The sequence below is a fragment of the Paracoccus haematequi genome, assembly GCF_900631945.1.
GTDB lineage: Bacteria > Pseudomonadota > Alphaproteobacteria > Rhodobacterales > Rhodobacteraceae > Paracoccus > Paracoccus haematequi_A.
In genome coordinates this window covers 153,396-173,326 of the sequence record NZ_UZWE01000029.1, presented here as the reverse complement: position 1 = coordinate 173,326, position 19,931 = coordinate 153,396, and the positions used below count along the sequence as shown (strand labels likewise).

Genomic DNA, 19,931 nt, shown 5'->3' with positions numbered 1-19,931 from the left:
TGGCGAAATTCGCGGTGCTGTCGGCAAACTCGGGACGCCGGATCACCGGCGCCCAGCCTTCCAGGATCGCGGCGGCCCCGGCCGCGACCTGGGATCGCCAAGGCCTCAAGCGGGGACAGGGTGTCGGCATTGCGGTGCCGGTCATGGACGTGTCCTTTCCCGCTTTCGAGAGGCGGGAAAGATGACAGGCCGGTAATGCTGCGGATAGCCTGCGGGCGACGCGCCGTCAGGCGACGCGGTTGCCCTGCACCCAGACCCCGCGCACCGCCCCAGCCTTGCCCAGCCGCGCCACCCGGATCACGTCCGCGCGGGCGCCGGGGCGCAGCGATCCCCGGTCGGACAGCCCGACGGCCTGGGCGGGCGCGGATGTCACCGCTGCCACGCCGCGGGGAACGTCGCCCCACAGATCGCCCAGCATCAGCGCCGCCGTCAGCAGGGATGACGGGACATAATCCGACGACAGGATGTCCAGATGCCCGGTCTCGGCCAGGTCATGCGCCGCGACATTGCCGGAATGCGATCCGCCCCGGATCAGGTTCGGCGCCCCCATCATCACCGCGATGCCCCGGTCGCGGCAGGCCCGCGCGGCCTCGGCCGTGGTCGGGAATTCGGCGACCTGCACGCCGTGGGCGGCGGAGACCGCCACCTGATCGGCCGTGGTGTCGTCATGGCTGGCCAGCACCGCGCCATAGCGGCGCGCCTCGGCCACCGCCGTCGCCTCGTGCAGCGCGCCCAGCCTTTCGCTCAGCGCCTGCTGGCTTTCAACATGGGCGTCGAATTCGGCATCGGACAGGCCGCGCTTGCCCATCACATAGTCGCGCAGCTTCGTCACGTCGCGGAACTGCCGCTGGCCGGGGGTGTGGTCCATCAGGCTGACGATGCCGATGCGATCCTCGGGACCGAACTTGGCCATCTCCTCGACCAGGGTTTCCGAACAGATCTCGGCCCGCAGATGCAGGAAATGGCTGATCCGCAGCGCCCCCTGCGCGCGCAGATCCAGGATTTCGGTCGCCAGCGCGCGGGCATATTCGCCATAACCCACATTGCTGCTGGTGAAGACCGACCCGACCCGCAGCGCGTCGAAGACGGTGGTGATCCCGGTCGAGGCCAGTTCCGCGTCATGCGCCACGATCGCCGCCTGATGCGGCCATTCGACCTTGGGGCGCGGTTGCAGGTGGCGTTCCAGGTTGTCGGTATGCAGCTCGACCAGGCCGGGCATGACCAGATCGCCCGCGCAATCCACCGCCCCAGGCGTCACGGAGGCGCCTGGGGCGATTTCCGCGATGCGGCCATCTGACAGGCGCAGGCTGCCCCGGATCACCTCGTCCGGCAGGACCAGGGTGGCGTTGGAAAGGATCGTGTCGGTCATCTGTCTGTCCTGTCTGTGTCGTCGGCCCGTGATCGCGCCGCTTGCCACGGCGCTGTCACAGCAGTGTGACAGTTCCGGGATAGTCGGCCATCATGACCGACATGAAACGCTTTGCCATCTATTACGCTCCGCGCCCCGGCGCCTTCGCCGATCTGGCGCATCGCTGGCTGGGCGGCGATCCCGCCACCGGCCAGACGCTTGGCCAGCCGGACCTGGGCCTGCCCGCAGCGCAGATCACGCAGGAGCCCCGCCGATACGGCTTTCACGGCACGATCAAGCCGCCCTTCCGGCTGGCCGAGGGTGCCACCCCCGACGATCTGGACGCGGCGCTGTCCGATCTGGCGGCGGCGCTGATGCCCGTGGCCCTGCCGGGGCTGCGGATCGCCAATCTGGACGGTTTCCTGGCGCTTGTGCCCGAAGGCGACGCCGCCGCCTTGCAGCGGTTGGGGGCCGAGGTGGTGCGCGTCCTCGATCCGCTGCGTGCGCCGCTGACCCAGGCCGAGATCGCCCGCCGCCGTCCCGAACGGCTGACCGAACGGCAGCGCGGGCTGCTGGACCGCTGGGGCTATCCCTTCGTGATGGAGGAGTTCCGCTTTCATCTGACCCTGACCGACCGGCTGGACCCTGACATGGCCGCGCGGGCGCAGCAGGTGCTGGCGGCGCATTTCGCCCCGGTCCTGCCGCGCCCCTTCGCGATCGAGGATCTGTGCCTGTTCGGAGAGCCTGCCGACGGTCCGTTCCGCCTGATCCATCGCTATGCCCTGACCGGCTGAAGCGCGTCCAGGAACCGCGCCAGACCCTGCTGGGGCAGCCCGTCGTTCAGGACCGTGCGGAAGGGGATGCCATCCGGCAGGGCGAAACCGGCCCGGTCCAGCCGCCGGGCCTGATCGGCGGCGGTCTCGCGCGCCCGGCCCGCCAGCCGTGCGGCCAGCACCTGGGGCGGGGCGGTGACCAGCAGCACGGTCAGGCCGGGAATGCGCGCCACGGCCTCGGCCAGCACGGCGCGCGACAGGTTCATCAGCACGGTGCCCGCGCCCGTCAGTTCGGCGGTGGGAATGCCATAGCCCAGCCCATGCGCCCGCCAATGCAGCGCAAAATCGCCCGCAGCCAGGCGGCGGGCGAATTCGGCCTCGGTCACGCCGTCGAAATCCTCGCCCCCGGCCTCGGCCGGACGGGTGATGACCCGGCGCGCGGCGCGGATGTCGGGGCTTGCGGCGCAGGCCAGCGCCATCAGCGTGTCCTTGCCCGCGCCCGAAGGCCCGACGACGGCGACCACGCGCGTCATGCCGCAAGCCCCGGCGTGAAGCGCGTCACATCGACCAGCCGGTCGCAGACGCGGTCGCGCGCGCCCTCGTCATGGAAGATGCCCAGGATCGCGGCGCCGCGCGCCTTGGCTTCCTCGATGAGGGTCAGCACGACCTCGCGGTTGGCGGCGTCCAGGCTGGCGGTGGGTTCGTCCAGCAGCATCACCGGGAAGGCATGGGCGAAGCCGCGCGCGATGTTCACCCGCTGCTGCTCGCCGCCGGAAAAGGTGGTGGGCGACAGGCCCCACAGCCGTTCGGGGATGTTCAGGCGCGCCAGCAGGTCGGCCGCGCGGGCGCGGGCGGCATCGGGCGCGACGCCCAGGCGCAGCAGCGGTTCGGCCACGACCTCGATGGTCGGGACTCGGGGGACGACGCGCAGGAACTGGCTGACATAGCCCAGCGTGTCGCGGCGCAGCGCGACGATCTGGCGCGGCTGGGCCGTCACGATGTCCAGACCGGCGACCTCCAGCAGGCCCGAGGCCGCCAGGTAATTGCCGTGGATCATCCGCATCAGCGTCGATTTGCCCGACCCCGATTGCCCGGTCAGGCCCACGCATTCGCCGGGCGCGACGGCCAGCGACGCCCCCTCCATCACCCGCAGGATGGTGCCGCCCTGATTGTGCAGGGTGAAGGTCTTGGACAGGTTTTCAATACGGATCATGGCGTTACACCTGCAAAACGGATGACACGAGAAGCTGGGTATAGGCGTGCTGCGGATCGTCCAGCACCTGGTCGGTCAGGCCGGTTTCGACCACACGGCCCGATTTCATCACCATCAGCCGGTCGGCCAGCAGCCGCACCACGGCCAGGTCATGGGTGACGATCACCACCGACAGACCCAGATCGCGCACCAGCCCGCGCAGCAGATCCAGCAGCCGCGCCTGCACGCTGACATCCAGCCCCCCGGTCGGTTCGTCCATGAAGACCAGCCGCGGCCCGGTGACCAGGTTGCGGGCGATCTGCAGGCGCTGCTGCATCCCCCCGGAAAAGGCCGAGGGGCGGTCGTCGATGCGTTCCGCCGCGATCTCGACCCGGCCCAGCCAGTCGGTCGCGGTGTCGCGGATCGCGCCATAGTGGCGCTGACCCACGGCCATCAGCAGTTCCCCCACATTGCCCCCGGCGCTGACGCCCATGCGCAGCCCGTCGCGCGGGTTCTGGTGGACATAGGCCCAGTCGCCGCGCAGCAGGCGGCGGCGTTCGGCCTCGGAAAAATCCAGCACGTCGCGGCCGTCCCACAGGATCGACCCTTCGTCGGGGTGCTGCATCCCGGCCAGGCAGGACAGCAGCGTCGATTTGCCCGAACCGCTTTCGCCGACGATGCCCAGCACCTCGCCCGGCCACAGCTCGAAGCCGACATCGGCGCAGCCGATGCGCGGGCCGTATCGTTTCGTCAGCCCCTGGACCGCCAGCAGCGGCATGGTCACAGCCGATCCGTCCATCACGCCACCTCCGGCGACAGGCGCCCGCGATGGCCTGCGGCCTGCCGGCAGTTGCAGAAATCCGTGTCCGAGCAGACGAACATCCGGCTGCCCGCGTCGTCGATGATCACCTCGTCCAGATAGCTGGAGGACGCGCCACACAGGTCGCAGTCGTGATCGGCCTTCGAGGCGACGAAGGGGTGATCCTCGAAATCCAGGCTGATCACGTCGCTATAGGGCGGCACCGCATAGATGCGGCTTTCGCGGCCCGCGCCGAACAGCTGGATCGCCGGATTGCCCGCCAGCTTGGGGTTGTCGAATTTCGGGATGGGCGAAGGGTCCATGACATAGCGCCCCTCGACCTTGACCGGATAGTCATAGCTGGTCGCGATCTCGCCATGCCGGGCGATGTCCTCGTACAGCTTGACATGCATCAGCCCGTATTCCTCAAGCTCGTGCATCTTGCGGGTCTCGGTCTCTCGCGGCTCCAGAAAGCGCAGCGGTTCCGGGATCGGCACCTGATAGACAAGAATCTGGCCCTCGGTCAGCGGATGTTCGGGGATCCGGTGGCGGGTCTGGATGATCGAGGCATCCGCCGTCGATTCCGTCACCGCGACCCCGGCCGTCCGCTGGAAGAAGCGGCGGATCGAGACCGCGTTGGTGGTGTCGTCGGCGCCCTGGTCGATGACCTTCAGCCGGTCGTCGGGCGTCAGGCAGGCCGCCGTCACCTGCACGCCGCCGGTGCCCCAGCCATAGGGCATCGGCATCTCGCGGCTGGCGAAGGGCACCTGGTATCCGGGGATCGCCAGGGCCTTCAGCAGCGCGCGGCGGATCATGCGCTTGGTCTGTTCGTCCAGATAGGCGAAGGTGTAATCGCTCACAGCAGGCCCCTTTCGGTCAGGGCGGCTTCCAGCGCCTCGGGCGTGGTGAAATGGATCGCGTCCATGCCGAAATCCCGCGCGCCTGCCACGTTCCGTTCGCTGTCGTCGATGAAGACGCAGGTTTCGGGCGTGATGCCCGCGCGGTCGCACAGCGCCGCGAAGATGGCCGGGTCGGGCTTCACCACACGCTCGTGCCCCGAAACGATGGTGGTGGCAAACGCCGTGCCCAGCCGGGGATGGGCGGCAAGGCCCAGCGGCCAGGTTTCCGCCGACCAGTTGGTAATGGCGTGGATCGCATGGCCCCGGTCGCGCAGCCGGTCCATCAGCGCCCAGGTGCCCTCGATCGGTTCGGCGATGGTCGCGGCATAGTTCGGCAGGTAGGACAGGAACAGGTCGCGGTCCGCCGGGTCGGCGATTTCGGCCGCGAGGTCAGCGAAGGTTTCGCCGCCGTCGCCGCGCAGGTTCAGCGCCGCGAAACCCACGCGCGACAGGAAGGCATCCGCCGCAGCCGAGTCCAGGGCGGCAAAGGCCGCCCGCGCGTCCCAGCGGACCAGCACATTGCCGATGTCGAAGACGATGTTCATTCCGCAGCCTCCTGCATGGCGGTCGCCGCCATCGCCTCGGCCCGCAGGCGGCGGACCAGTTCCAGTTCGGACTGGAAATCGACGTAATGGGGCAGCTTGATATGTTCCAGGAACCCTGTCGCCTGCACGGTGTCGCAATGGGACAGCACGAATTCCTGGTCCTGCGCCGGGGCGCCGGTGAAATCCTCGCCCAGTTCCTGCCAGCGCAGCGCCCGGTCCACCAGGCTCATCGAGATGGCCTTGCGTTCGGACTGGCCCATGACCAGCCCATAACCACGGGTGAATTGCGGCGGCTGGGTCTTCGATCCGGTGAACTGGTTGACGGTCTCGCATTCGGTCAAGTCGACCTCGGCGATCTCGACCGCGAAGCCCAGTTCGGGCAGTTCGACGCTGACCGGCACGCGGCCGATGCGCAATTCGCCGACGAAGGCATGGGTGCGCCCATAGCCGCGCTGCGTCGAATAGGCCAGCGACAGGGTAAAGCCTTCGTCCGCGCGGGCCAGGACTTGCAGGCGCAGCGCCCGGTCGGCGGGCAGTTCCAGCGGCGTGCGGGTCAGGTCGGCGGGGGCGGCGTCGCAGGGCGGCTCGGGCTGGATCAGCCCGTCGCGGTCCAGAAGGCCGGTGACATGGGGGACCGGCGCCGGATCGGCGGGCACAGTGGGGGCGGCGGGCACCTCGCCCTCGGCCAGCAGGGCGAAATCCAGCAGGCGGTGGGTATAATCGAAGGTCGGCCCCAGCACCTGCCCGCCCGGCAGATCCTTGAAGGTGGCCGAGACGCGCCGGTCCACCGCCATCGCCGCCGTATCCATCGGCTGCGACGATCCAAAGCGCGGCAGCGTGGTGCGATAGGCGCGGATCAGGAACACCGCCTCGATCAGATCGCCGCGCGCCTGCTTGATCGCCAGCGCGGCAAGGTCGGGATCGTAAAGCGAGCCTTCCGCCATCACCCGGTTCACCGCCAGCGCCATCTGCTCGCGGATCTGGGGCACGGTCAGGTCGGGAATGGCGGGATCGCCCCGGCGTTCCTGGGCCAGCCAGGCGTGGGCGGCGTCGATGGCGCGTTCGCCACCCTTGACGGCGACATACATCAGTTGTCCTCCACGATGGTGGTGCGGGGCAGCGCGGCCAGCCGGTCGCCGCAGGTCAGGATCGTGTCGAAGCCCAGCGGGAACAGCGCGCGGTTGGCCCGGAAGGCCGCCGTTTCCGGCAGCGACAGGCGGGCGCTGTCGCGGATGCCGGGGCCGGTCAGGCGCGGGCCGTCATTCGCCAGCCGGTCGCATTCCACGATCAGCGTGGCCGAGCGATCGGGATAGGACGGATCGCCGATGCGGAACCGCGTCACGGGGTGCAGATCGGCCCAGCGGCCAAGCGCGAAAGCGGCGTCCGGGGCGGCGGCAAGCGGCGCGCCGGTGTGAAAGGCGATCCAGCCGCGCAGGTCGTCGGTGTCCAGCGGCCCGGCCAGATGCAGCGGCGTGGTTTGGTCGGTCAGCGCCAGCAGCAGGGTCGAGGCGGCGGGCGACAGGCCGGGGGCGGCATGGCCCGCGACGGTCTGGATGGTGCCGGGGCGGGCCGTCGCCTCCAGCACGGCGCGGAAGGCACGGGCGCTGTCGCGGGCGGGATCGGCGAAGCCGCCGGTCAGAAGCGGGGCGTTCATCAATCCTCTCCGCGCATCAGGGTGAAGAATTCGACCCGCGTGGCGGCGGCCTTTTCGGCGCGGGCGGTGGCGCGGGCGGCGGCCTCGGCTTGCAGGGGCATCAGGATGGCGTCGCGGATCCGCGCGGCGCCCTCGCCCTGCATCAGGGCGTCCAGCACGGCGGCGCGGCGGGCGTGGTCCTTGTCGCGGCCCTGCACGCAGGCATGGCCCACTGCCCCGCCCACCTGGACCGAACAGCGCGTCACCGTCATCTCGCCCAGATTGAAGCGGCCGCCGGTGCCGCCGATCCGGCCCTCCAGCATGATCGCGCCGATCTCGGGCGCGCGCAGCAGGTCGTGCGGCGGCAGGTCGGGGGCCAGTTCCGCCAGCTGCGCGGGCGGCGCCTTGGCCAGAAGCGACATCCAGTCGCGGCGCAGGGGGGTGGTTTCGGACATTCCGGGCCTCGACATCTTGCCAGCTTGTCTAGATTACTATACAACTAGACAAGTGATACCGCGACCCGCTTTCTGGCTCAAGGACGAAGATGTGAATTTTCGATGACACGACAGCCGATCTGGAAATCCATCGCCGACAGCCTGCGGGCCGAAATCGCGGCGGGCCATTACCGCCCCGGCGACCGCCTGCCGACCGAGACCGGGCTTGCCGCCCGCTTCGGCGTGAACCGCCACACGGTGCGCCACGCCATCGCCTCGCTGGCCGAAACCGGCGTGCTGCGGACGCGGCGCGGCGCGGGGGTCTTCGTCGCCTCGGCCCCGACCGACTATCCGCTGGGGCGGCGGGTGCGATTCCACCAGAACGTCGCGGCCTCGGGGCGCACCGCCTCGCGCCGGGTGACGCTGCTGGACACCCGCGCGGCCGACGCGAAAGAGGCCGAGGCGCTGCGCCTGGCCCCCGGCGCCCCGGTCCACGTGGTCGAGGGCGTGTCGCTGGTCGATGGCCAGCCGGTCGCGGTGTTCCGGTCGGTCTTCGACGCGATGCGTTTTCCCGGCCTGCTGGCGCATCTGAAGGCCGAGCCTTCCGTGACCCGTGCATTGGCACAGAGCGGGCTGGCCGACTATACCCGCGCCGAGACCCGGCTGACCGCCAAGACCGCGCCGGCGACGATGGCGCTGACGCTGGAACTGCCGCAGGGCGCGCCGGTGCTGCGGTCCGTGGCGGTCAACGTGGACGCGCAGGGCGTGCCGGTCGAATACGGCACCACATGGTTCGCGGGGGATCGGGTGACGCTGACCGTCAGCCCGGACTAGCCCTTAGACACCCTTGATCAGCTTGCGGCGCAGCCAGCCCGACAGGCTGTCCATCGCGATCACGGTCAGGACGATCAGCACCATGTAATAGGCCACGTCCTCCCAATCCTTCTGGGTCTGGATCGCCTGGGTCAGCAACAACCCGATCCCGCCGCCGACGATGGCGCCGATCACGGTGGCGCCGCGCGTGTTCGATTCCAGGAAATACAAAACCTGCGACAGCAGCACCGGCGTCACCTGCGGGATCACGCCGAAGCGGGCGCGTTGCAGGCGGTTCGCCCCGGTCGAGCGGACGCCCTCGACCTGCTTTTCGTCGATATTCTCCAAGGCTTCCGAGAACAGCTTGCCGAAGCTGCCGGTGTCGGTCAGCAGGATCGCCAGCGATCCGGTCATCGGGCCGGGGCCGAAGGCGCGGGCCAGCACGATGGTCCAGATCAGCGCGTCCACCCCCCGGATGAAATCGAAGATCCGGCGCAGCGCGAACCGCAACGGACCGACCGGGTTCATGTTCGATGCCGCCACGAAGGCCAGCGGCAGCGACAGGATGGCCGCCCCCATCGTGCCTAGAAAGGCCATCAGCACGGTTTCGAACATCGCCCAGGCGACATCGCCATGCCGCCACATCGCATTGGTCCAGAAGTCATGCGCCATCGCCGCGATATTGGGACGCTCGGGGTCGACCCGTTCCCCCCACAGGGCAGAGGCGGCCAGTTCCGGCCAGGTCATATAGGCGAACGGGCTGTCCAGCGTGAAGAAGAACAGCGGCCAGCCGGGGGAATAGCGGAAGGTTTCCACCTTGGACCGGGTATAGGCGAAGCGCCCGGCCGGAGTGGTGACGCTGACCCGGCTGTCCGAGGCGTTGATCCAGTCGGGGCGCGGCTGGGGCGCGGTCAGGACCAGGCCGCCCGAGGTCTGCCGGATCTCGATGGTGCCGTAATCGGGCACGGCATAGCGCGCGCCGCCGGGGAAATACGTCACCAGATGGCCGTCGCCCAGGTCGATGCTGGTCGTATCGCCCGCGACGGTGACGTAATCGGGCAGGCGGCCCTGGGGATAGGTGCCCTTGGCCTCGCCCTCGACCGCGACGGTCAGGGCGCCGTCGCGGTTGTCGCGGGTGACATGGGTCTTGTGCTGCCAGAAATCGGAAAACAAGATCGCGGCATTGTCCATCCGCGCCCGCTGCGCCAGCCCCGCCAGATCGAACGAGATCGCGGCATAGACCAGATAGGCCAGGATCGCCAGCGGCACCGCAAAGGCGATCAGGCGGCGGCGGGCGAAGGCCGCCAGGATCGGCGCGGCGGGCCGGACCGGGGGCATCAGGGTGGCGCCGGTCATGCGTTTCGGCCTTTCACCAGGCGGGCGCGGGCGTGGTCGGACAGGCGGTCGATGGCGACGATGGTCGCGAACAGCAACAGGAAGATCGCCACCACCTGATCATAGCGGCCCTGGCCCCATTGCATCGCGATCTTCAGGTCATAGCCGATCCCGCCGGAACCCACGAAGCCCAGGATGGCGCTGGCGCGGACGTTGATCTCGAACCGCATCAGGCCGTAGGACAGCCAGTTCGGCGCCACCTGCGGGATGATCCCCAGCCACATCTTCTGGCCCCAGCCGGCGCCGACCGAGGTCAGCCCCTCGACCGGCTTCAGGTCGGCGTTCTCGGCCACCTCGGAAAACAGCTTGCCCAGGGCGCCCGCCGTGTGCAGGGCGATGGCCGCGACGGCGGGGACAGGCCCGCCGCCCAGGATATAGATCAGCATCAAGGCGATGACGATTTCGGGGATCGCGCGGGTCGCGTCCATCAGGCGGCGGAACACGGGCGTCAGCCGGGGCCAGCGGGCCAGTCCGCGCGTGGACAGCAGCGCCAGCACCATCGCCGCCAGCCCGCCCAGCAGGGTGGACACGGCCGCGATGTTCACCGTCTCGATCAGCGAGGGCAGATGCTCGGCCAGCAAGGCGGGGATGTTGCCGCGCTTGTCCCAGGCCTCGGAAATCACCTCGGACGGGAAGGACAGCACCATCGGCAGACCGTCGATGACGCGGCCCGCATTGCGCGACTGCGCCAGGTCGAAGCCCGCCGCCATCATCGCCACGAAGACGATCAGCAGGATGCCGCCATACATGCGGCGGCGGCGGACCAGATCCAGATAGGCGGTCTCGACCTGCCGGACGCCGCGGTCGGGATGCGGTCCGAATGCCGTATCGGCCATGAAACCCCCTTCAAACGGAAAGCCGCGCCCGATGGGGGCGCGGCCGGATGGATGTCAGCGGATCAGCTGTTCGATTCTTCCAGCTTGCGGGCGGCGACCACGCCGTCATAGGCGCTGTGTTCGACCGGAACGAAGTCCTTGGCCTCGCCATGGGCCACGCCATAGGCGCATTGCTTGTCGGTCTCGTGCAGGTCGGCGGTCAGCTGCGTGACCTTGTCGCGCACGTCCTGCGGCAGGGCGTTGCGCACCACCATCGGGCCTTCCGGGATCAGGTTCGATTTCCAGATCTCCACGATGTCGTTCATGTCCACCAGACCGGCATCGACGGCCTTGCGCAGCGCGCCCGAGTTGTAGCCGTCTTCCCAGTCGCCCAGGCCGTCGGTCCAGGTCACGCCCGCGTCGAAATCGCCGTTGGCGACGCCGACGATGGTCTGCTCATGCCCGCCCGAGAAGCGGACTTCGCTGAAATACTGGTCCAGCGGGCCGAATTCTTCGGTCAGCTCGGCGCCCGGCACCAGATAGCCCGAGGTCGAGTTCGGGTCGGCGAAGGCGAAGCGCTTGCCCTTGGCATCCTCGATCGAGGTGATGCCGCTGTCCTTGCGGGCCAGGCCGATCGAGTAATAGCCGGTCGAGCCGTCGATGTTCTGCTTGGTCAGAACCGGGGTCACGGCCTCGGGGTCGGTCAGGTAGATCTTGGCATAGCCCGACGCGCCCAGCCAGGCCATGTCCAGCGTGCCGCCCAGCAGGCCCTGGATCACGCCGTCATAATCGGCGGGGGTGAAGATCTTGACCGGAACGCCCAGGGCGCTTTCGATGGCGACGCGGTAGCATTCGTTCGAGTTCATGCGGTCCTGCGCGTTCTCGCCGCCCAGGATGCCGATGTTGAACTGGGTGATCTCTTGCGCGGCGGCGGCGATCGGGGTCAGGGCGGTGGCGGCCGCAAGGGCCAGGACAAGGGCTTTCATGGTCTCTCCGTGGGTTGATCGTAAGACGTGGGGTTCAGGCCAGCATCTTCGCCGCATAGGCGTCGTCGGGGCCGTGATCGGCGGGGATGGCGGTCGATGTCGCGGCCTCGTTGAAGCTCGCGTCGGCGCCATAGATGTCGCGGGCCACGCCGGTCGAAAGCTGCGCGGGCGTTCCGTCGAAGACGATCCGCCCGTCGCGCATTCCGATCACCCGGTCGCAATAGCGCCGCGCGGTGTCCAGCGTGTGCAGGTTGGCGATGACCATGCGGCCATCTTCCACGTTGATGCGCTTCAGCGTGTCCATCACCACCTGCGCGTTCATCGGGTCCAGGCTGGCGATGGGTTCGTCTGCCAGGATGATCTTCGGATCCTGCATCAGCGCGCGGGCGATGGCGACGCGCTGCTGCTGGCCGCCGGACAGCGCCTCGGCCCGTTTCGGGGCCTGTTCGACGATGCCCAGCCGGTCCAGGATGGACAGGGCGCGCAGGATGTCGGCCTGGGACCACAGGTTGAACATGGTCTGCACGGTGGAGCGGCGGTTCAGGATGCCGTGCAGCACGTTCGACACCACGTCCATGCGCGGCACCAGGTTGAACTGCTGGAAGATCATCGCGCAGTCGCTTTGCCATTGCCGCTGGGCGGATCCGCGCAGCGCCAGAATGTCGCGCCCCTCGACCAGGATCTGGCCCGAACTGGCATCGGTCAGCCGGTTCATTATCCGCAGGAAGGTCGATTTGCCCGCCCCCGAACGGCCGATGATGCCGACGAAGGCGGGGCCTTCGACGGTGAAGCTGATATCGTCCACCGCAGCCTTCTGGCCGAAAACCCGCGTGACGTTCCTGACTTCCAGCACTCGCTCTCTCCGCTGACCTCGAGGGGGGCTGATAGGTCGGCAGTGTCTCAGTTCTTCGACAGTCAGGTGAAATTCCCATGACACCGGCACGGGTCGCGGCGCCTGAAGAAAGGGGGGCTAGCCCTGGGGATCTGGATGGAAATATCCTTCGTCCCGACCCGTCCCGTCAGGCAGTCCCATGAATTACCTACAGATCCGGGCCTTTCATCTGGTGGCCCTGGAAGGCAGCGTCCGCCGCGCGGCCGAGGTCATGGGCGTCCCACCGTGTCCCAGCACCTGAAGGGGTCGGAGGAACGCCACGGCGTCAGGCTGTTCGACAAGCGCGGCCGGGGCCTGGTCACGGTCGAGGACGGCAACACCGTCATGCGCAAGTTCACCAATGGCGAGTTGATCGGCACCCAGAACCTGGGCAGCGGCAGCCGCTGGGCCGATGCTGCTGTCGGGGCTGGTCGCCGCCGGGGCCTTCGCCCGCCGCCGACAGGCTTGAACGGGCCGGGCCTGAACGGGCCGGGCATCAGCCCGCCAGGGCGGCGGCAAGGCGGCGCCATTCGGTCTCGGTGCCCGGCAGGCCCAGCCGCAGCCAGCCCGGATCATAGGGGAAACGCCGCGTCCAGATATGCGCCCGCGCCAGCCGGGCCTGGGCCGCGGCGGCATCCCCCGTCCGGGCCGTGACGAACAGCGCAGTCCGCCCCACGGTGGGCCAGCCCGCCGCGCCGTCCAGCAGCGCCGACAGCCGTGCGGTATCCGCCAGAAGCCGCCTCGTGGTGGCGCGTTTCCAATCCTCGTCGCCCAGGGCCAGGGTGCCCACCGCGATGGCGGGGCCGCCCACCGCCCAGGGTCCGGCCAGCCTCCGCAGCAGCGCCGCCGTCTGCGGCCCGCACAGCGCAAAGCCCAGCCGCAGCCCCGCCAGGCCATAGAACTTGCCGAAGGACCGCAGGATCACCGCGCCTTCGCCCAGGTCGCCCAGCCGGGGCGCCAGCGACAGATCCGGGTGGGGATCGGCAAAGCTCTCGTCCACGATCAGCCGGCCGACCCGGCCTGCCAGGCTGCGCAGGTCGCCGGGGGTCCAGCAGCGGCCGTCGGGATTGTTGGGGTTCACGACGACGGCCAGATCCGCGCCCTCCATCGCCGCCGGGTCCGGGACGTGATCCACCGTCCAGCCCTGCGCGGCCAAGGCGGCGGCATGTTCGTTATAGCTGGGCGCCAGCACTGCGGCGCGGCCGGGCGGCGCAAGGCGGGGCACAAGCTGGATCGCCGCCTGCGCACCCGCCAGGGCCACCACCGGCCCGCCGGTCCCGAAGGCCCGCGCGGCCGCCCGCTCCAGCCCCGCCAGATCCGCCGCCACGGGCAGCGCCGTCCAGGCATGGGGCGGCAGGTCCGGCAGGGGATAGGCCAGCCGGTTGATGCCGGTGGACAGATCCAGCCAGTCGCCGTCGCCATGGACCGCCCTGGCCCGGTCCAGATCGCCGCCGTGATCGCGCATGGTTCCCCTTCAGATCAACCCCAGGGCAAGCAGCCCCAGCCCGCACAGGACCATGGCCCGGCGATACAGCGCAAGGCCCGCCCGCAGCGTATCGGGGGCCGGGTCGGGGGCCGTCGCGTTCACCCAGGGCTCATCGGCCACGCGCTGCCCATAGAGGCGCGGGCCGGACAGCCGGATGTCCAAGGCGCCAGCCATCGCCGCCTCGGGCCAGCCTGCATTGGGCGACCGATGCGCGCCCGCGTCGCGCAGCATCACCCGCAGCGGCCGCAGCGGGCTGCCGTGGGCCAGGGCCAGCAGCGCGCCGGTCAGCCGCGCCGGGACCAGGTTCATCAGGTCGTCCAGCCGCGCGGCGGCCTTGCCGAAATCCTCGTATCGGTCGTTGCGATGGCCGATCATCGAATCCATCGTGTTGACGGCCTTGTAGGCGACCAGCCCCGGCAGCCCCAGCACCGCGCCCCAGACCAGCGGCGCCACCACCCCGTCCGAAGCGTTCTCGGCCAGGCTCTCCAGCGCCGCGCGCGCCACCCCGGCCTGATCCAGCCGGGCGGGATCGCGGCCGACGATCATCGACACCGCGTCCCGCGCGCCCCGCAGGTCGCCCCGCCGCAACGGACCCGCCACCGCCGCCACATGGTCGTGCAGCGACCGGGCGGCGATCCAGGGCCAGGCCAGGATCGCCCCGGCCAGGATGCCCGCCGGTCCCTGGGGCAAGGCCGCCTGCACCGCCATGGCCGGCACCACGCAGGCCAGCAGCACCGCCAGCACGCAGGCCGCCCCGGCGATCCGCCGCCGTCCGGGGCGGCCCCTGTTCCAGCGCCGGTCCAGCAGCGACACCAGGGCGCCGATCCAGCCGACCGGATGGCCGATGCGCCGATACAGCCCCGCGGGCCAGCCGACCAGGGCATCAACGGCAAGCGCCAGGGCCATCATCGCGGCAAGGCTCATCCCCGGCCTCCGGTGCGAAAGCGCAGGCAGGTCGAATAGCCGGCGGATTCCAGCGCAGCCTGGGCGCCGGGGGGGACGGTGCCCGGCGCGAAGATCAGCGCGCGGGCCGGGCCGGTATGGGCGCGGGCATGGCCAAGGGCGCCAAGCGCGCGGGCCATCGCCTGGGTCGGGTCGTCCGAGGGGCCGCGCAGGGCGGTGGTGCGACGGGCCGAACGGGCGGCGAGGCGGGCGGCCTGGGGCAGATCCGGGCCTGCCATCCAGGCCGCGACCAGATCGTCGATGGCCGGAAAATCGTGGTCGGCCGGGTCGGTGCGCTGCATCGGACCCCAGAACCCGCCCAGGATCTCGGCCTCGGGCGGCGGCGGGGCGTCGTTTATGACCTGCGCGCGGCGCGGCGCCCACAGGACCGCATCGGGGCGCGACAGCATCAAGGGATCCGTCGCCCCCTCGACCGACAGGCAGGCAGCGGCGATACGGCCTTCGTCCGCCCCGGCGGCGCGGGCCAGGGCGACCAGCGAAGCGGTGGACATCCCTGCCCCGCCGCCGGGCGGCAGGTCCGCCGCGACGTGGAACCATCCACGCGACGGCAGGCCGAGCGCGTCCAGAAAGGCGCCGCAGCGGTCGGGGCCGATCAGCCCACCCGCGACGGCCAGGCCGTCGGCGTCGTCGCGCCGCGCCCTTACGCCGAAGGCCGGGCAGGCCATCGTGACCAGGGCGACCTGGGCCGCCGGGCCGACCCGGCCTTGCAGCCATTCGCCGAAATGCCCCGCGACGAACACCATCGCTCAGACGGCGTTCGCGCAGATGACGGAGAATCCGTCCGGCAGGCAGCGCAGCCGGGTCAGAGACAGCGGCGCGACCTCGAAGGCAAGCGCGGCCGGAATGTCGCCCAGGGCCAGGGCCAGCCCCGCCCGCACCGTCCCGGCATGGGCGACGACCGCCACGGGACCGCCCCCGCGCGCCCTGGCCGCCAGATCCGCCAGCGCGGGCGTCACCCTGGCCGCCATCGCCGCGAAGCTTTCGCCGCCGGGCGCCGACAGCGCGGCCAGCGACGCCCGGTCCAACGGGCCGAGATCGGGCAGTTCCTGGGCGGGCATCCCTTCATGCGCGCCGAAATCCTGTTCCCACAGACGCGCATCGGTCGGAACCTCGCGGCCGGGAAACAGCGCGCGGGCGGTCTGGCGGCAGCGCAGGGCGGGGCTGCCGACGACCAGGGCGCAGGGCGCAAGCCTGCGCGCCAGGGTGTCGATCGCCGCCGGATCGCCCAGCCGCGCGGCCACGTCGCGACGGCCGCAGATCCGCCCCTCGCTGTCGGCGGGGGCGTGGCGGATCAGGACCAGTTCGTCACAGGCCAAAGGCAACATCGCGGCTTTCCAATCTGCGGCAAACCTGCTTTTTTCACGCCACCATGACGAAGTCGATCCTGATTACCGGCGGCGCCCGTTCGGGCAAAAGCACCCTGGCCGAACGCCTTGCGCTGTCGCTGGGCCCGACCGCGATCTATATCGCAACGGCCGAGCCGCGCGACGCCGAGATGGCCGACCGCATCGCCCGCCACCAGGCCCGCCGGGGCGGCGAATGGACCACCCTGGCCGAACCGCTGGCCTTGGCACAGGCGCTGCGCGACAGCGACGGCCAGGCCCCCCGGCTGGTCGATTGCCTGACGCTGTGGCTGTCGAACCTGATGCTGGCGGGCCAGGACTGGGAGGCCGCGGTCCAGGAACTGGCCGATCTGCTGCCGCGTCTGGCCTCGCCCGTGGTCCTGGTCACCAACGAGGTCGGATCCGGCATCGTGCCCGACAACGCCTTGGCGCGGGCATTCCGCGACGCCGCCGGTCTGACGAACCAGCGGATCGCGACCGCCTGCGACGAACTGTGGCTGTGCGTCGCCGGCCATCCCCTGAAGGTAAAACCGCAATGACCCCCATTTCCGCGCTGACCGCGCTTGACGACATCCTGCGGCTGGACCTGCCCGGTCCCGACACCGCCGCCGCGCAGGCCGCGCGCGACCGCCAGGCGCAACTGACCAAGCCCCCCGGATCGCTGGGGCGGCTGGAGGATCTGGCCGTCTTCATGGCGGGCTGGCGGGGGACCGACCGCCCCCGCATCGACCGCGCGCAGGCCCTGGTCTTCGCGGGCAATCATGGCATCTGCGCGCAGGGCGTGAACCCGTTCCCGCAATCGGTCACGGCGCAGATGGTGGCGAATTTCGCCGCCGGAGGCGCGGCCATCAACCAGTTGTGCCGGGTGGCGGGCGCCGACATGCGCGTCGTGGCGATCGACCTGGACCGCCCGACCGCCGATTTCACCGAAGCGCCCGCGATGTCGCAGGCCGAATGCCTGGACGCCCTGTTGCGCGGCGCCGATGCCGTGGACGACCGGGCCGACCTGCTGATCCTGGGAGAGATGGGGATCGGCAATTCCACCGTCTCGGCCGCCCTGGCCCATGCGGTCTGCGGCGGCGCGCCCGAGGATTGGGTGGGACGCGGAACCGGCAGCGACGCCAGCGGGCTGGCGCTGAAAAGCCGGGTCGTGGCGCAGGGCGTGGCCCGCCATGCCGGGTTGCCGCCGCTGCATCTGCTGGCCGCGCTTGGCGGGCGGGAACAGGCGGCGCTGTGCGGCGCCGTGCTGGCCGCGCGCATGGCCCGGATCCCGGTGATGCTGGACGGCTATATCTGCACCGCGGCGGTGGCGCCGCTGCATGGGGCCGACCCGCATCTGCTGGACCACTGCCTGATCGGGCACCGCAGCGCCGAGCCGGGCCATGCAAGGCTGTGCGCCGCGATGGCCAAGCAGCCGATCCTGGATCTGGGCCTGGCCTTGGGCGAAGGCACCGGCGCGGCCCTGGCGCTGACGATCCTGCGCGGCGCCCTGGCCTGCCACGACGGCATGGCGACCTTTGCCGAGGCTGGAATCGGATGACCGGAACCCTGCTGCGCCGCATCGACCAGGCGCGGCTGGCGATCATGCTGCTGACCCGCATCCCGGCGGGGCGGCTGCGCGAACCCGTGCCCTCGCTGGCCCAGGCGCGATGGGCCTTTCCGCTGGTCGGGCTGATCGTCGGGACGATCCTGTGGGCGGTCCTGCACGGGGCCATGGCGGTCGGGCTGGGGCCGCTGCCGGCGGCGCTGATCGGCCTGGGGGCGGCAACGCTGGCGACGGGGGGGCTTCATCACGACGGGCTTGCGGATGTCGCCGACGGGATCGGCGGCGGCAAGGACCGCGAGGATCGCCTGCGGATCATGCGCGACAGCCGGATCGGCAGCTATGGCGCCCTGGCGCTGATCCTGGCCGTCTTCGCAAGCGCCGCCGCCCTGGCCGAGATCGCCGATGGCCTGTCCCTGGCGGCGGCGGTCCTGGTGGCGGTCTGGTCGCGCCAGGCGATGCTGGCGGCGCTGATCCTGCTGCCGCCCGCGCGGCCCGACGGGCTGGGCCGGGGCGCGGCGGGTCAGGCCGGTTCGGTCTGGGCCGCAGGGCTGGTCCTGTCGGTCGTCTTGGCGGCGGTCGCGGGATGGCCGGGCCTTTGGATCCTGGCGGCCGGCGCGGGGGCGGCCTTCGGCACCGCCGCCCTGGCGCGCAGGCGGCTGGGCGGCCAGACCGGCGATGTCCTGGGCGCCGTCCAACTGGCGACCGAAGTCACCGGCTGGCTTGTCCTGTCCGCCTGGTAAGGGCGGTTCAGGCGCGCAGCCAGTCGGGGGCGAAGCGGATCTCGGCCGTCCGGGCCAGCGGCAGGATGCGCTGCAATTCGGCGGTCAGCCCCGCCTGCCGGGCGCGGCCCATGCGGACCCCGGCCTCGGGCCAGAAGGCGCGGACCGCCAGCACCCCGCCCTCGCGCTTCGCATCCAGCCGCCCGATCAACCGGCAGCCCTGCATGACGGGAAAGACGTAATAGCCATAGCGTCGTCGCGGCGCGGGCACGAAGATCTCGATCCTGTAGCGAAAGCCGAACAGACGTTCCGCCCGCGCCCGGTCGCGCAGCGCCGGATCGAAGGGCGACAGCAGCCGCACCCGCCCCGAGGGCTGCGGCAGCGACGCCAGCCCGTCCAGCAGGGATGCCGTGGAAAAGCTGCGCCGCCGCGATCCGTCGGCCATCTCGACATCCACGGCGGTGATACGGCCTGCGGACAGGGCGTCGGCGCACCATTGCCGCGCCTCGTCGCGGGTGGCGATTTCGAAAAAGGCGGCCAGTTCGCCGCTGGTGGCAAAGCCAAGCCGGTCCATGGCCGCCGACATTGCCCAGTCGATCACCTCGGGCGCCTCCAGCCGGACATCGCGGACCTGCGCGGGGATCACCCGTTCGGCCAGGTCGTAGACCTTGCGGAAACCTCTGCGATGGCTGATCGCCAGCCGCCCCGACCGCCACAGATATTCCAGCGCCACCTTCGAGGGATGCCAGTCCCACCACCCTGCCCCCTTGCGCGGCGCGTCGTCGCCCACCTCCAGCGAACTGGCCGGGCCGTGATCGGCGATGCGTTGCAGGACCGCATCGATCTCTCGATCCCAGCCCTCGCCCTGCCAGGCGGGCCAGCGTCGCCGGATCCGCGCCTCGTCGCGGGCGAATTTCAGCCGCCACATCGGATAGAACCGCATCGGCACGATCGCCGCGTCATGGGTCCAGTGTTCGAAGGCGGCGCGATGGCGGGCGACCAGGTGATCCAGGGAAGCGGGCCGATACCGCCCGCGCCGCGACCACAGGATCAGGTCATGGGACCGCGCCAGCGTGTTCACGCTGTCCACCTGCACGAAGCCCAGATCATCCAGCACCCCGGCCAGATCGGCGCCCCTGGCCGGGCCGGACCCCTGCCCCAGCAGCAGGTGGCGGTCCAGGAAGAGCCGGCGCGCATCGGCATTTGTCAGCAGGGGCACGGTCATGCGGGCCAGACTAGCGGCGGGCACGAAAACCGCAATCGGCGTCGGCAGCGGGCGGCCTGCGAAGAACGCGTCCAGGTTGTCCCGCGTCAGTTGCGCCATGCGGCCGCGGGTTTCCTTGGTCCCGCTGGCGTGGTGGGGATACAGCG

24 protein-coding genes are annotated in these 19,931 nt (G+C 70.5%); 6 read left to right on the top strand and 18 right to left on the bottom strand.

What is annotated here, in order from left to right; genetic code table 11:
- Positions 1–226 precede the first annotated feature (226 nt).
- Positions 227–1,369: an alpha-D-ribose 1-methylphosphonate 5-triphosphate diphosphatase gene (locus PARHAE_RS09470; protein WP_126154367.1), complete on the bottom strand. Its 1,143-nt coding sequence runs from the start codon at positions 1,367–1,369 to the stop codon at positions 227–229.
- A gap of 92 nt (positions 1,370–1,461) precedes the next feature.
- On the opposite strand from PARHAE_RS09470, the gene PARHAE_RS09465 reads away from it, so the two are divergent.
- A complete protein-coding gene (locus PARHAE_RS09465) occupies positions 1,462–2,142 on the top strand; it encodes a DUF1045 domain-containing protein (RefSeq protein ID WP_126154366.1) in 681 nt (226 codons plus the stop codon).
- Here PARHAE_RS09465 and phnN read toward each other — a convergent pair.
- Genes phnN through phnG form a run of 8 tightly spaced genes read right to left on the bottom strand, consistent with a single transcriptional unit; the run spans position 2,124 to position 7,644 of the window.
- A complete protein-coding gene (gene phnN / locus PARHAE_RS09460; protein WP_126154365.1) occupies positions 2,124–2,654 on the bottom strand; it encodes a phosphonate metabolism protein/1,5-bisphosphokinase (PRPP-forming) PhnN in 531 nt (176 codons plus the stop codon). The genes PARHAE_RS09465 and phnN overlap by 19 nt on opposite strands.
- Positions 2,651–3,334, bottom strand: a complete 684-nt coding sequence (phnL, locus tag PARHAE_RS09455; protein ID WP_126154364.1) for a phosphonate C-P lyase system protein PhnL — start codon at positions 3,332–3,334, stop codon at positions 2,651–2,653. Before phnL ends, phnN begins: the two co-directional genes overlap by 4 nt.
- Positions 3,335–3,338: 4 nt before the next feature.
- On the bottom strand, positions 3,339–4,112 hold the full coding sequence (phnK, locus tag PARHAE_RS09450; RefSeq protein WP_241232744.1) for a phosphonate C-P lyase system protein PhnK: 774 nt from the start codon (positions 4,110–4,112) through the stop codon (positions 3,339–3,341).
- The gene (locus tag PARHAE_RS09445) at positions 4,112–4,972 is read right to left on the bottom strand and encodes an alpha-D-ribose 1-methylphosphonate 5-phosphate C-P-lyase PhnJ (RefSeq protein WP_126154363.1); all 861 of its coding nucleotides are present in this window, start codon (positions 4,970–4,972) and stop codon (positions 4,112–4,114) included. Before PARHAE_RS09445 ends, phnK begins: the two co-directional genes overlap by 1 nt.
- Positions 4,969–5,556 carry an HAD family hydrolase gene (locus PARHAE_RS09440; protein WP_126154362.1) on the bottom strand — a complete coding sequence of 196 codons (588 nt, stop codon included), beginning with the start codon at positions 5,554–5,556 and terminating at the stop codon, positions 4,969–4,971. Before PARHAE_RS09440 ends, PARHAE_RS09445 begins: the two co-directional genes overlap by 4 nt.
- Positions 5,553–6,644, bottom strand: coding sequence for a carbon-phosphorus lyase complex subunit (locus tag PARHAE_RS09435; protein WP_126154361.1), 1,092 nt, complete (start codon positions 6,642–6,644; stop codon positions 5,553–5,555). The genes PARHAE_RS09440 and PARHAE_RS09435 overlap by 4 nt, the downstream gene beginning before the upstream one ends.
- Positions 6,644–7,210 carry a phosphonate C-P lyase system protein PhnH gene (phnH, locus tag PARHAE_RS09430; RefSeq protein WP_126154360.1) on the bottom strand — a complete coding sequence of 189 codons (567 nt, stop codon included), beginning with the start codon at positions 7,208–7,210 and terminating at the stop codon, positions 6,644–6,646. The genes PARHAE_RS09435 and phnH overlap by 1 nt, the downstream gene beginning before the upstream one ends.
- Positions 7,210–7,644 (bottom strand): phosphonate C-P lyase system protein PhnG, encoded by a 435-nt coding sequence (phnG, locus tag PARHAE_RS09425; protein WP_164555201.1) that lies wholly within the window; start codon positions 7,642–7,644, stop codon positions 7,210–7,212. The genes phnH and phnG overlap by 1 nt, the downstream gene beginning before the upstream one ends.
- 102 nt (positions 7,645–7,746) lie before the next feature.
- On the opposite strand from phnG, the gene phnF reads away from it, so the two are divergent.
- Complete coding sequence (phnF, locus tag PARHAE_RS09420; RefSeq protein WP_126154358.1) at positions 7,747–8,457, top strand: phosphonate metabolism transcriptional regulator PhnF; 711 nt, start codon at positions 7,747–7,749, stop codon at positions 8,455–8,457.
- Between the two features lie 3 nt (positions 8,458–8,460).
- On the opposite strand, the gene phnE (PARHAE_RS09415) is transcribed toward phnF, so the two are convergent.
- The 4 genes from phnE (PARHAE_RS09415) to phnC all read right to left on the bottom strand — a co-directional run bounded on the left by phnE (PARHAE_RS09415) (position 8,461) and on the right by phnC (position 12,485).
- Positions 8,461–9,792 carry a phosphonate ABC transporter, permease protein PhnE gene (gene phnE / locus PARHAE_RS09415; RefSeq protein WP_126154357.1) on the bottom strand — a complete coding sequence of 444 codons (1,332 nt, stop codon included), beginning with the start codon at positions 9,790–9,792 and terminating at the stop codon, positions 8,461–8,463.
- On the bottom strand, positions 9,789–10,667 hold the full coding sequence (gene phnE / locus PARHAE_RS09410; protein WP_126154356.1) for a phosphonate ABC transporter, permease protein PhnE: 879 nt from the start codon (positions 10,665–10,667) through the stop codon (positions 9,789–9,791). Before phnE (PARHAE_RS09410) ends, phnE (PARHAE_RS09415) begins: the two co-directional genes overlap by 4 nt.
- 62 nt (positions 10,668–10,729) lie before the next feature.
- Entirely contained in the window at positions 10,730–11,632 is a 903-nt protein-coding gene (phnD, locus tag PARHAE_RS09405; RefSeq protein ID WP_126154355.1) for a phosphonate ABC transporter substrate-binding protein, read from the bottom strand.
- 34 nt (positions 11,633–11,666) lie between these two features.
- On the bottom strand, positions 11,667–12,485 hold the full coding sequence (gene phnC / locus PARHAE_RS09400) for a phosphonate ABC transporter ATP-binding protein (RefSeq protein WP_126154354.1): 819 nt from the start codon (positions 12,483–12,485) through the stop codon (positions 11,667–11,669).
- 178 nt (positions 12,486–12,663) lie between these two features.
- Here phnC and PARHAE_RS09395 point away from each other — a divergent pair, with 178 nt between their 5' ends.
- On the top strand, positions 12,664–12,765 hold the full coding sequence (locus PARHAE_RS09395; RefSeq protein ID WP_126154353.1) for a LysR family transcriptional regulator: 102 nt from the start codon (positions 12,664–12,666) through the stop codon (positions 12,763–12,765).
- Between the two features lie 234 nt (positions 12,766–12,999).
- Here PARHAE_RS09395 and cobD read toward each other — a convergent pair whose 3' ends face one another.
- The 4 genes from cobD to PARHAE_RS09375 are packed head-to-tail and all read right to left on the bottom strand — an operon-like array spanning position 13,000 to position 16,277.
- Positions 13,000–13,968 (bottom strand): threonine-phosphate decarboxylase CobD, encoded by a 969-nt coding sequence (gene cobD, locus PARHAE_RS09390; protein WP_126154352.1) that lies wholly within the window; start codon positions 13,966–13,968, stop codon positions 13,000–13,002.
- A 9-nt stretch (positions 13,969–13,977) separates the two neighbouring features.
- Positions 13,978–14,913 carry an adenosylcobinamide-phosphate synthase CbiB gene (gene cbiB / locus PARHAE_RS09385; RefSeq protein ID WP_126154351.1) on the bottom strand — a complete coding sequence of 312 codons (936 nt, stop codon included), beginning with the start codon at positions 14,911–14,913 and terminating at the stop codon, positions 13,978–13,980.
- On the bottom strand, positions 14,910–15,695 hold the full coding sequence (locus tag PARHAE_RS09380) for a propanediol utilization protein (protein WP_126154350.1): 786 nt from the start codon (positions 15,693–15,695) through the stop codon (positions 14,910–14,912). The genes cbiB and PARHAE_RS09380 overlap by 4 nt, the downstream gene beginning before the upstream one ends.
- Positions 15,696–15,698: 3 nt before the next feature.
- Positions 15,699–16,277, bottom strand: coding sequence for a histidine phosphatase family protein (locus PARHAE_RS09375; RefSeq protein ID WP_126154349.1), 579 nt, complete (start codon positions 16,275–16,277; stop codon positions 15,699–15,701).
- A 44-nt stretch (positions 16,278–16,321) separates the two neighbouring features.
- Between PARHAE_RS09375 and cobU the strand changes: the two genes are divergently transcribed.
- Genes cobU through cobS form a run of 3 tightly spaced genes read left to right on the top strand, consistent with a single transcriptional unit; the run spans position 16,322 to position 18,581 of the window.
- On the top strand, positions 16,322–16,834 hold the full coding sequence (gene cobU / locus PARHAE_RS09370) for a bifunctional adenosylcobinamide kinase/adenosylcobinamide-phosphate guanylyltransferase (protein WP_126154348.1): 513 nt from the start codon (positions 16,322–16,324) through the stop codon (positions 16,832–16,834).
- Positions 16,831–17,835 (top strand): nicotinate-nucleotide--dimethylbenzimidazole phosphoribosyltransferase, encoded by a 1,005-nt coding sequence (gene cobT, locus PARHAE_RS09365; RefSeq protein ID WP_126154347.1) that lies wholly within the window; start codon positions 16,831–16,833, stop codon positions 17,833–17,835. The genes cobU and cobT overlap by 4 nt, the downstream gene beginning before the upstream one ends.
- On the top strand, positions 17,832–18,581 hold the full coding sequence (gene cobS, locus PARHAE_RS09360) for an adenosylcobinamide-GDP ribazoletransferase (protein WP_126154346.1): 750 nt from the start codon (positions 17,832–17,834) through the stop codon (positions 18,579–18,581). Before cobT ends, cobS begins: the two co-directional genes overlap by 4 nt.
- Positions 18,582–18,588: 7 nt before the next feature.
- On the opposite strand, the gene PARHAE_RS09355 is transcribed toward cobS, so the two are convergent.
- Complete coding sequence (locus PARHAE_RS09355; protein ID WP_126154462.1) at positions 18,589–19,785, bottom strand: winged helix-turn-helix domain-containing protein; 1,197 nt, start codon at positions 19,783–19,785, stop codon at positions 18,589–18,591.
- Between the last annotated feature and the right edge of the window lie 146 nt (positions 19,786–19,931).

Coding starts and splice junctions, on each gene's coding strand:
- PARHAE_RS09470 (WP_126154367.1), bottom strand. CDS start 1,369: ATGACCGACACGATCCTTTCCAACGCCACCCTGGTCCTGCCGGACGAG.
- PARHAE_RS09465 (WP_126154366.1), top strand. CDS start 1,462: ATGACCGACATGAAACGCTTTGCCATCTATTACGCTCCGCGCCCCGGC.
- phnN (WP_126154365.1), bottom strand. CDS start 2,654: ATGACGCGCGTGGTCGCCGTCGTCGGGCCTTCGGGCGCGGGCAAGGAC.
- phnL (WP_126154364.1), bottom strand. CDS start 3,334: ATGATCCGTATTGAAAACCTGTCCAAGACCTTCACCCTGCACAATCAG.
- phnK (WP_241232744.1), bottom strand. CDS start 4,112: ATGGACGGATCGGCTGTGACCATGCCGCTGCTGGCGGTCCAGGGGCTG.
- PARHAE_RS09440 (WP_126154362.1), bottom strand. CDS start 5,556: ATGAACATCGTCTTCGACATCGGCAATGTGCTGGTCCGCTGGGACGCG.
- PARHAE_RS09435 (WP_126154361.1), bottom strand. CDS start 6,644: ATGTATGTCGCCGTCAAGGGTGGCGAACGCGCCATCGACGCCGCCCAC.
- phnH (WP_126154360.1), bottom strand. CDS start 7,210: ATGAACGCCCCGCTTCTGACCGGCGGCTTCGCCGATCCCGCCCGCGAC.
- phnG (WP_164555201.1), bottom strand. CDS start 7,644: ATGTCCGAAACCACCCCCCTGCGCCGCGACTGGATGTCGCTTCTGGCC.
- phnF (WP_126154358.1), top strand. CDS start 7,747: ATGACACGACAGCCGATCTGGAAATCCATCGCCGACAGCCTGCGGGCC.
- phnE (WP_126154357.1), bottom strand. CDS start 9,792: ATGACCGGCGCCACCCTGATGCCCCCGGTCCGGCCCGCCGCGCCGATC.
- phnE (WP_126154356.1), bottom strand. CDS start 10,667: ATGGCCGATACGGCATTCGGACCGCATCCCGACCGCGGCGTCCGGCAG.
- phnD (WP_126154355.1), bottom strand. CDS start 11,632: ATGAAAGCCCTTGTCCTGGCCCTTGCGGCCGCCACCGCCCTGACCCCG.
- PARHAE_RS09395 (WP_126154353.1), top strand. CDS start 12,664: ATGAATTACCTACAGATCCGGGCCTTTCATCTGGTGGCCCTGGAAGGC.
- cobD (WP_126154352.1), bottom strand. CDS start 13,968: ATGCGCGATCACGGCGGCGATCTGGACCGGGCCAGGGCGGTCCATGGC.
- cbiB (WP_126154351.1), bottom strand. CDS start 14,913: ATGAGCCTTGCCGCGATGATGGCCCTGGCGCTTGCCGTTGATGCCCTG.
- PARHAE_RS09380 (WP_126154350.1), bottom strand. CDS start 15,695: ATGGTGTTCGTCGCGGGGCATTTCGGCGAATGGCTGCAAGGCCGGGTC.
- PARHAE_RS09375 (WP_126154349.1), bottom strand. CDS start 16,277: ATGTTGCCTTTGGCCTGTGACGAACTGGTCCTGATCCGCCACGCCCCC.
- cobU (WP_126154348.1), top strand. CDS start 16,322: ATGACGAAGTCGATCCTGATTACCGGCGGCGCCCGTTCGGGCAAAAGC.
- cobT (WP_126154347.1), top strand. CDS start 16,831: ATGACCCCCATTTCCGCGCTGACCGCGCTTGACGACATCCTGCGGCTG.
- cobS (WP_126154346.1), top strand. CDS start 17,832: ATGACCGGAACCCTGCTGCGCCGCATCGACCAGGCGCGGCTGGCGATC.
- PARHAE_RS09355 (WP_126154462.1), bottom strand. CDS start 19,785: ATGACCGTGCCCCTGCTGACAAATGCCGATGCGCGCCGGCTCTTCCTG.